This is a genomic window from Kitasatospora sp. NPDC056783 (assembly GCF_042789895.1).
GTDB lineage: Bacteria > Actinomycetota > Actinomycetes > Streptomycetales > Streptomycetaceae > Kitasatospora.
Genome location: NZ_JBHUAF010000078.1, coordinates 19,401 through 27,699 on the forward strand (window position 1 = coordinate 19,401; position 8,299 = coordinate 27,699).

The 8,299-nt window shown below is 71.0% G+C and carries 5 protein-coding genes; 2 read left to right on the forward strand and 3 right to left on the reverse strand.

What is annotated here, in order from left to right:
- Nucleotides 1–183: 183 nt before the first annotated feature.
- Together ACFRMQ_RS14580 and ACFRMQ_RS14585 are read left to right on the forward strand one after the other, a co-directional pair.
- The gene (locus ACFRMQ_RS14580; RefSeq protein ID WP_380730728.1) at nucleotides 184–966 is read left to right on the forward strand and encodes an RNA ligase family protein; all 783 of its coding nucleotides are present in this window, start codon (nucleotides 184–186) and stop codon (nucleotides 964–966) included.
- Between the two features lie 331 nt (nucleotides 967–1,297).
- The gene (locus tag ACFRMQ_RS14585; protein ID WP_380730730.1) at nucleotides 1,298–1,630 is read left to right on the forward strand and encodes a hypothetical protein; all 333 of its coding nucleotides are present in this window, start codon (nucleotides 1,298–1,300) and stop codon (nucleotides 1,628–1,630) included.
- Nucleotides 1,631–2,317: 687 nt separating this feature from the next.
- Here the strand turns inward: ACFRMQ_RS14585 and istB are convergent.
- The 3 genes from istB to ACFRMQ_RS14600 all read right to left on the reverse strand — a co-directional run bounded on the left by istB (nucleotide 2,318) and on the right by ACFRMQ_RS14600 (nucleotide 7,726).
- Nucleotides 2,318–3,112 carry an IS21-like element helper ATPase IstB gene (gene istB, locus ACFRMQ_RS14590; protein WP_380730732.1) on the reverse strand — a complete coding sequence of 265 codons (795 nt, stop codon included), beginning with the start codon at nucleotides 3,110–3,112 and terminating at the stop codon, nucleotides 2,318–2,320.
- The gene (gene istA / locus ACFRMQ_RS14595) at nucleotides 3,109–4,368 is read right to left on the reverse strand and encodes an IS21 family transposase (protein ID WP_380730734.1); all 1,260 of its coding nucleotides are present in this window, start codon (nucleotides 4,366–4,368) and stop codon (nucleotides 3,109–3,111) included. Before istA ends, istB begins: the two co-directional genes overlap by 4 nt.
- A 907-nt stretch (nucleotides 4,369–5,275) precedes the next feature.
- Nucleotides 5,276–7,726 carry a Helicase associated domain protein gene (locus tag ACFRMQ_RS14600; RefSeq protein ID WP_380730736.1) on the reverse strand — a complete coding sequence of 817 codons (2,451 nt, stop codon included), beginning with the start codon at nucleotides 7,724–7,726 and terminating at the stop codon, nucleotides 5,276–5,278.
- Nucleotides 7,727–8,299 lie beyond the last annotated feature (573 nt).

Consider the following 8,299-nt stretch of genomic DNA (forward strand, 5'->3'; position numbering starts at 1 on the left):
AGGGAGCGGGGCCCGCGCTCATCGCCTAGGCAGGGGACGGGGATCGTCGAAGTGCCCGGTCGTTCCGCATTCTGCACGGGGGGCGGCAGAGGGGCTCAGCCTGAAGCCAGAATAAGAGTTGCGAAACTAGCTAAATGGCTGTAAATTATAAATACAAGCCCACTTGGTCAGGAGCCAACTTCCATGCACCCGATCCCGTACGACCTCAGCCGTCTCAACACGGCAACCAAGTACCCGTCGATCCCGACCCACCACCAGCTCGACCCCCGCAACGGCGGCCTGCTGGAAACCCCGACCGTGTTCACTGGCGATGTGGTGCTCACCGAGAAGGTGGACGGCACCAACGGGAGGGTCGTCCTCTTGGATGACGATGACTTCTTCATTGGCTCCCGGGAAGAGCTGCTGTACGCCAAGGGCGACCGGATTGCTAACCCGGCGCAGGGCATCGTCACCGCGCTCGAGCCCCTCGCTCAGCGGCTCAGCTCGGGAGCCCGGTTCACCGGCGCTGGTATCACCGTTCTGTACCTGGAGGTGTATGGCGGCAAGATCGGCAGCGCGGCCAAGCAGTACCAGGACTCCGGAGCCGTCGGCTACCGCCTCTTCGACATCGCGCAGGTCCCGTTCTCGGTGCTCGACTGGGCGCCGTCCCAGATCTCCACCTGGCGCGAGAACGCTGGCCCGAAGTGGTACAGCGAGACGGATCTGCTGGAACTCTCTGCCACTGAGGACATTGCCGTCACTCCTCGGCTCGGTACTCTGCCCGCCTCGGCTCTGCCGTCGAGCATCGAGGATGTCCGCCGGTGGATGGAGGAGGTCCTCCCCGCCACGCGGGTCGCCCTCGACCAGGGCGCAAAGGGCAACCCCGAAGGCATCGTGCTCCGTGACACCACACGCACGGCCATCTCGAAGGCGCGGTTCCAGGACTACGACCGCACGCTCCAGCGGCGTACTGCGGCCCAGCGCTGACCGTCGAGGGCCCGCCCCCTCAAGCACCCCGGGGGCGGGCCCTTCTTCATGTCCGCAACCGCCCGGCCGCCGGCCCTGCTCACCGCCCGTACCCGTCCACGTTCCCGAGTCAACGCCGGCGCCACCCCGCCGGCATCCGGGGCCAACGGGCCAACGGACCAGCGCCGCCGCCCAGGACCTCCCCCGTCGCAGAGCTCGCCGACCGCTTCGGCCACCGACCGCAGAGTTCGCCGACCACCGCGGCCGCCCACGACACCAGGAGCCCGCCCAGGAGCCCGCCACCCACCAGGGAGGCGGGCTTCTCCCATCCATCCCGCTGAAGGAGAAACCGATGCCAACGCTCCACTACACCCCCGCCGCCGCCCGCGCCCTGGCCCGACTGGAGAGGGGCCGCCACGCCGACGCCCGCCGACTGCGCCGGGTCCGCCACGCCCTGGCCCGCCTGGCCGCCGACCCGCACCACCCCGGCCTGCACTCCCACCGCTACCCCCGCCTGCCCGGCCACGAACACACCACCACCTGGACCTCCTACGTCGACCAGGGCGCCGGCGCCTGGCGCCTCCACTGGACCTGGGGCCCCACCGACACAACCACCGCCCCCCGCACCCAGAGCGAGCCGGACCACGCGGTGGTCACCGTGCTGCGCGTCGGCCCGCACCTGTAGACCCCGCCCACGACGGGCCCGGCACCGGGCCCCGCCGCCTGCCGCGCGGTGCGGATAACCTGCCACGCAGCGGGGACAACATGCTGACCGACGACGCGCGGGGTGCGGGACAAACCGCCCGCCGGCCGGCCCGGGACAACGCCCGGACCCGTGCCCACCCGCCAGCCTGCGCGGGGTCACCACCCGGCCGCCTGGCACTCCCCGGCCCTTACCCCGCTACCGCCGTCCGGCCGCTACCGCGGTGAGCACCCGGTGCTCCGCAACCACCAGCACTGACCGCCGTCCCGCCGCCCGCCCGGGTTCCGGCCTGTCCCGGTCCCGCGCCGCGCCCGCCGTCCCGGCTGCCCTGCGGCCCCCGGCCAGTCACCCGAGCTGCATCACCTCGGCGACCGTCCGCCTGCGCCTGCCCGGCCGCCGACCGGCCCGGGACAACGCCCGGACCCATACCCACCCGCCAGCCGCTGCGCCAGGTCACCGCCCGGCCGCCTGGCACTCCCCGGCCCCACCCCGCTGCCGCCGTCCGGCCGCTGCCACGGTGAGCACCCGGTGCCCCGCGAACACCAGCACTGACCGCTTGGCCCGCCGAGCCGGCCGACCCGGGATAAACGCCCCGGGGCTCAGCCGTGTCAACGGTTCCTGAATTTTGACCCTCTGGGAGTTCCGGAAAGTTGACCCCCAGTGGGTTGATCAGTCGCGGCCGGCCCGGTTTTCCTTGGCGAGGAGTTCGCGTCGTTGGCGGGTGCGGTAGGAGTCGCCGGTGAGGGTGAGGACCTCGGCGTGGTGGACGAGGCGGTCGATCATCGCGGCGGCGACGACGTCGTCGGAAAAGGTCTCTCCCCAGCGCCCGAAGGGCAGGTTCGAGGTGACCATGACGGAGCCCTGTTCGTAACGCGAGGCGATGAGCTGGAAGAACAGGTTCGCGGCGTCCTGGTCGAAGGGGATGTAGCCCACCTCGTCAATGATGATCAACTTGTAGCGGCGGATCTTCTTCAGCTCGGCTTCCAGGCGGCCGGCCTGGTGGGCGCCGGCGAGACGGGTGATCCAGTTGCTCGCGGTGTCGAACAGGACCGAGTAGCCGGCCTGGGTTGCCTTGACGCCCAGGCCGATGGCCAGGTGTGTCTTGCCGATCCCGGGCGGACCGAGCAGGATCACGTTCTCCGCCTTGGCGACGAACGTGCCGGTGGCCAGGTGCGCGAGAACATCGCGCCGAAGCGAGGGCAGGTGGTCGAGGTTGAAGTCCTCGATCGTCTTGACCTGCGGGAAGTGGGCGGTGCGGATGCGCATCACGGTGCCCTTGGACTCCCGGTCCGCGACCTGGCGCTGCAGCAACGCGGCCAAGTACTCCTCGTGGGACCAGTTCTCGTCGCGGGCCTGGGCCGCGAGCTCTTCCCAGAACGCCCCGATCGTCGGGGTCTTCAGGACCCGGGTCAGGTAGGCGATCATGGACGGCAGGCCGTCCTTCGTCGTGGGCGCGGTGGTCATTCGTTGCTCGCTTTCGTGCTCGTGGGGTCGAAGTCGACGCCGAACAGGGCGTCGTAGTCGGGCAGGGCCCGCAGGGCGACGGTGTGTCCGTCGCTGTGCTGACGGGTGGCCTCCTTGCGCCTCTGGCGGTCCAGGGCCAGGGCCTGGCGCATCCGCTGGGCCGTGGCCGCGTGGACGGGGTCGGTGACCACGACCTGCTTGGCCCAGGACCGCTGGTGGTGGGCGACGACTTGGCCGTCGCAGACCGCCGTGACCGTGTCCGGCATCGCGGTGATGTCGATGAACCGGCCGATGACCTGCGGGTCCACCGAGTAGTCGACGGTGTCGACGCGGACGTAGTAGTCCCGGCCGAGCCGGATCCGCTGGGTTAGCCCGATGGCCGGGACGATGGGCGGCAGCGGGATCATCGCCTGGCGGTCGGTCTCCAGCAGGTCGACCGGGCGGCCCTGGATGGAGCGGACGGTGCGGGTGTTGGCCCGCTCCAGCCACTCCGCCAGCTGCTGGTTGAAGTCGGTCGGCGAACCGAACTGCCGGCCCGGGAGGAACGAGGTCTCCAGGAACTGATTGCTCCGCTCGACCATGCCCTTGTATTCCGGGTCGCGGGGCGGCGCGAGTTTGATCTTCGTGGCCAGCGTTCCGGCGAACGCCGCCGCGGGAGCCGTCACCTTCCCGCTGCCGCCGATCGCCGACTCGCGGTCCCAGACCAGCGTGTGCGTCACCCGGCCGACGCCGCTGATCAGCGACCACATGCCCGCCAGGATGTCGCCGCCCTGGCGGGTAGGGATCATCTCGGCGGTCATGAACCGGGAGAACGCCAGGGTCATGACCAGCACCGGCAGGATCCGTTGCTGGCCGGGCGCGACCTGGACCTTCGTCTCCGGGAACCACAGGTCGCACTGGGAGACCTGTCCGGGTTGGTAGGACACCCGGTCGACCGGGTCGATGCCGACGTACTCGGGCCGGATCTGCGCGAGCTTCTTCACCAGCGGCGACATCGAGTACGGCCACTTGATCCGTTCGGCGATCACCGGCGCCGGCATCTTCGGCCACTCGTTCAGCAAGGCCCGGATCTGCGGCTCGAAAGCGTCCGCCACCCGCCCCCGCGAGGCCCGTTCGTACTTCGGCGGCCGGTCCGAGTTCAACGCGGCCCGCACCGTGTTCCGGGCCACCCCCAGCCGCCGTGAGATCTCCTTGATGGGCACGCCCTCTGCTCGATGCAGCCGACGTATCTCCGCCCAGTCCTCCACCTTCAGCACCCTCTAATGATCAGAGGGGGTCAACTTTCAAAAACTTGCTGAGGGTCATTTTTCAGAGACTGACGACAAGCCGACCCTCCTGCCGTTGCGCCGGTTCGTCGGGCCCGCTCCGAGCCGCCGCCCGGCCCGGCCGGGCCGCCCTCGCCGGCTCCCGCCGTCGTCCCGCACCGGCCGGCACCATGCCGTTCTCGACAGCCCCGCCGCGCCCTCCCACCGGCCCGGTCTTCGCCGCCCGCCGCCGCGTTGCCCGCAGGCGCGACACCTGCCCCGGGCCGCCCGCCCCGTCTGGCCGGGCCGTCTGCCGTCGACCCCTTCGCCCATCGGACATCCGTCGCCGGGCCCCGGTCCCGAGCACATCCGCCGTTCCGCCGCCACACCAAGCCATGGCCAACCCGGCCCGCTCGCGCGGCGACCACGACCGTCCGCTGCCGGTCCGCCCGTTCCGCCCGGTCCGCCCGTTCCGCCGGAACGGGCGGCAGCATCCGCTTGGCCCACCGCCGTCCGGCCGCCTGGTGCTTCCCGGCCCCCGGCCCCGCCGCGGCTCCCGGCCGCCCCGCTGCGCCGTCGCCGCGCCCGCCACCCCGCCCGCCACCGCTGCACCGGGCCGTGCCGCCGTGCTCGCTCCCGCCCGCCCCGTGCCGCCCGGCCGGGTCCCCGGGCCCGCTCCGAGCCGCCGCCCGACCGGACCGCGCCGCCTCGCCAGCCCTGCCACCGCCGACCCGCACCGGCCGGCACCCTGACGCGGTACCGGGGGTGGCCCCGGAAGACCGCCCGGGCCGCCCGGGCCGCCGCCCCGGGCAGGCCCCGGCCGCAGTGTTCCTCGGACACGGCGGCCACGGCCGGCCCCGGGCCGGGCAGGGACGGCCCGGGGGGCGTCTCGGTGGCGGGCGCCGGGCCCGCCGGATGGTCAGGTCCAGTCGAGGCCGAGCGCGGCGAGCCGCTCCAACTGCTCCGGGGTGAGCTTGGCCCGGCGGGTCTTGGTGTTGGAGATCCACACCCCGAGCTTCACCTCCACCGCACCTTCCCCGCCGTCGGGGTCGGGGATCTCCTCGACGTGGCTCCGCGGTACGGTCACCGTCCCGGTGCGTTCCCGGTACTGGGCGAGCGCGGCCAGACCGCGGTCGAACGCGCTCGACTTCCCGGCACCGGCCTTCTTCCCGGCCGCGCCCTCCTGCCCGGCCGGGACAGCCGACGGGGTGATGCCGAGCGCGGCCAGGCGCCCCTGCTGCGCCTCACCCAGGCTCTGCCACACGACAGGCTGACGCTGCCGCTCCAACCACCGGCCGACATCGAGACCGTGCAGGGTCACCCCAGGCAGCAGATCACCGAGCTGCGCCCCGCCCTGGAGGCAGTCGGCCACGGCGGCATAGTGGCGCTGCCACTCCAGCGGCCAGGAGGGGTTCCAGTCCGGGTCGATCCCGGCCAGAGCCTCCACCCGGTCCGCCCGCTCCGCCAGGACGCCAGGCCGGCGCTGGTTGGACAGCCACTGCCCGACCGGCTTGTCCAACGCCGTCGCGGTACGGGGAGCGGCCAGGGTGCCGTGGTGGGCGTAGTACTCGCGGGCGGCGGCGAGGTTCTCCTCCCACGCCGCGTCCAGCGGATCCCACACCATCCCCAGCGACTCCAGCCGCTCGACGCGCTTGCCCTCCATCTGGTCGGCCGCGTACGCCTTGCGCTGCTCACTCACCCAGTGCCCCAGCGGGTACATCTGCTGCGGGTCCAGCCCGGCCCTCGTCGCCTCCCGGTGATCGAACGGCACCCGCAGATGCCCCTCCCGCTTGGCGAACTTCTCGGCCGCCGACCAACCCCGAGCCCAGTCCTGACGCTCCGTGTCGATCACATTGAAGCTGACCCACTGCGCGACCATCACCGGGTCACGCGGGGCCGAGAAACGCAGCAGCATCCGGCTTTCCTCCTCACCCTCCTCCGGAGCCGGACCGATATCCGTGGACGGCTCCACCACGTCCTTCTGCTCGACCTGAGGAATCGCCAGCAATTCCACGGCCTCTTCATCGTGAGCCCGCAAAGCCTGAAGGACGTTCACCAAAGGCCGGTAACTCCCGGAGGTGAACATGTCCTGCGGCGCCTCACCCTCCTTCAAAAAGACGGGCACGATCAGGCTGGCGAGCTTCCCCTCGCCGGGCTGCTGCCGCAGCGCCCGCCCGATCGCCTGCACGATGTCGTGCGGCGCCCCCTTCGGGTCCAGCAGGGCCACCGAGTCCACGGCCCGGATGTCCACCCCCTCACCCAGCACCCGGCAGTTGGCGAGCACCGCCCGCCGCGCGCTGCGCCCGAACTCGCCCAGCACCCGGGCCCGCCGCTCGCCGGCATGCTCGCCCTTGAGCCAGTCCGCCCAGATCCGCTCCGGGTAGAACTCCGGGTCACCCGCGTACAGCTTCGCCGCCACCGCCGGCAACCCCTCCGCGAACGCCTGGGACTCTATGGTCCGGTGGTGGAACGTGATCATGGTCTGGAGCCCGTGCTGCGCCATGGTGTGGAGCATGGCGGCCTGGAGCGCGCCGAGCCGCTGCCCGCGGATCTCCTCGCTGCGCTTGTCCGTGCTCATCAGGCGCTCGGGGGTGACGACCGGGTCGGTCAGCTCCACCACGATGATCTGGTACCGGGCGAGCAGGCCCCGCTTGACCGCCTCGGAGAGCGGGAGCTTCCACGCGACCGGCCCGAAGATCTCAAGATCGTCCATGGACGCGGCCATCTCCAGCGGCAGCGGATCGTACCGCTCGCCCTCGCGCAGGTCCCAGGCCGGCGCCGGCCGCTCCTGCCAGATCCGCGGAGTGGCCGTCGCGTACAGGCGCCGCGCCGCGGGGATGACCTCCTGGTGGTGGATGTTTGCCCACGCCTTCCCCAACGAGCCACTGGTCCTGTGGGCCTCGTCGACCACCGCGAGGTCCAGCGGGTCCAGACGCTTGCCGTAGGCGCCCTCGAAGGCCTCCGCCAGCACCCCCAGCGAGCTGTAGGTGGCGAACATGGTCACCGGCCCCGAGCCGTGCCACATCGCGAGCCGGAGCGGGTTGGTGGTGCAGCGCACGTCCATCGACCACAGCTCGACGTCGTCCTGCATCCCGCACACCGCGACCGCCGGCCCCGTGTGCCCCACCTCCCGCCACGCCTTGATCGTCTGCCCCAGCAGCGCCAGCGTCGGCACCAGCACGAGCACCCGCCCGCGCGGCACCATCCGCCGGGCGGACTCCGCGCAGATGTACGTCTTCCCGGTCCCGCAGGCCGCGTGAATCTGCGCCCGCAGCCCGTTCGCCGGAATCACCCCGCCCGGCGGGATGTCCAGCGCGCGAATGATCGCGTCGACCGCCTCGATCTGGTGATCACGCCACTTGATGGGCATGGCCCGTCCTTCCCGTGGAATACCGGAGGGGATTTCCTCGATCGCACAACGCCCGCAAGAGAATCGAACACCGGGGGTGCGCCCGCAGCACTGACTCTACACAGTGCATCACGGTGATGCACTAGGCTTGCCGAAGGTTCCCACGCTGGGGTGATGCACGACGAAATACAGGCATTAGCCCGCACTTCCTGTGGTATGCTTCTCTCATGTCGACGGCTTGGGGGAGCATGGTGACGGGCGTTCAGGGTGGGCGGAGCGAAGCGGAGTCCACCGGGCTCGACAGGGGCGCATCCGGCAAGGCCGGCCTTGACCGGACGTGAGGTGACAGAGAGTCAACTCTAGGGGATAGAACGGGATTACTGAGATTACACAGTGTCGCACGTGATGCACCCCCCGTCCCTCCCAGTCAGCCAGATTCCCCGAAGCGAAGCGGAGAGGGAATCAGATCAATGAGCGTTTACGCGAATTGATCAGAATTCCGTTTACGGAATTCAATTCCCGCGCCTGCGCGGGAATTCAGCCGAAGCGAAGCGGAGGCATTCCCTGCCCGGCGTACTGGGCGAGGTTGTAGAC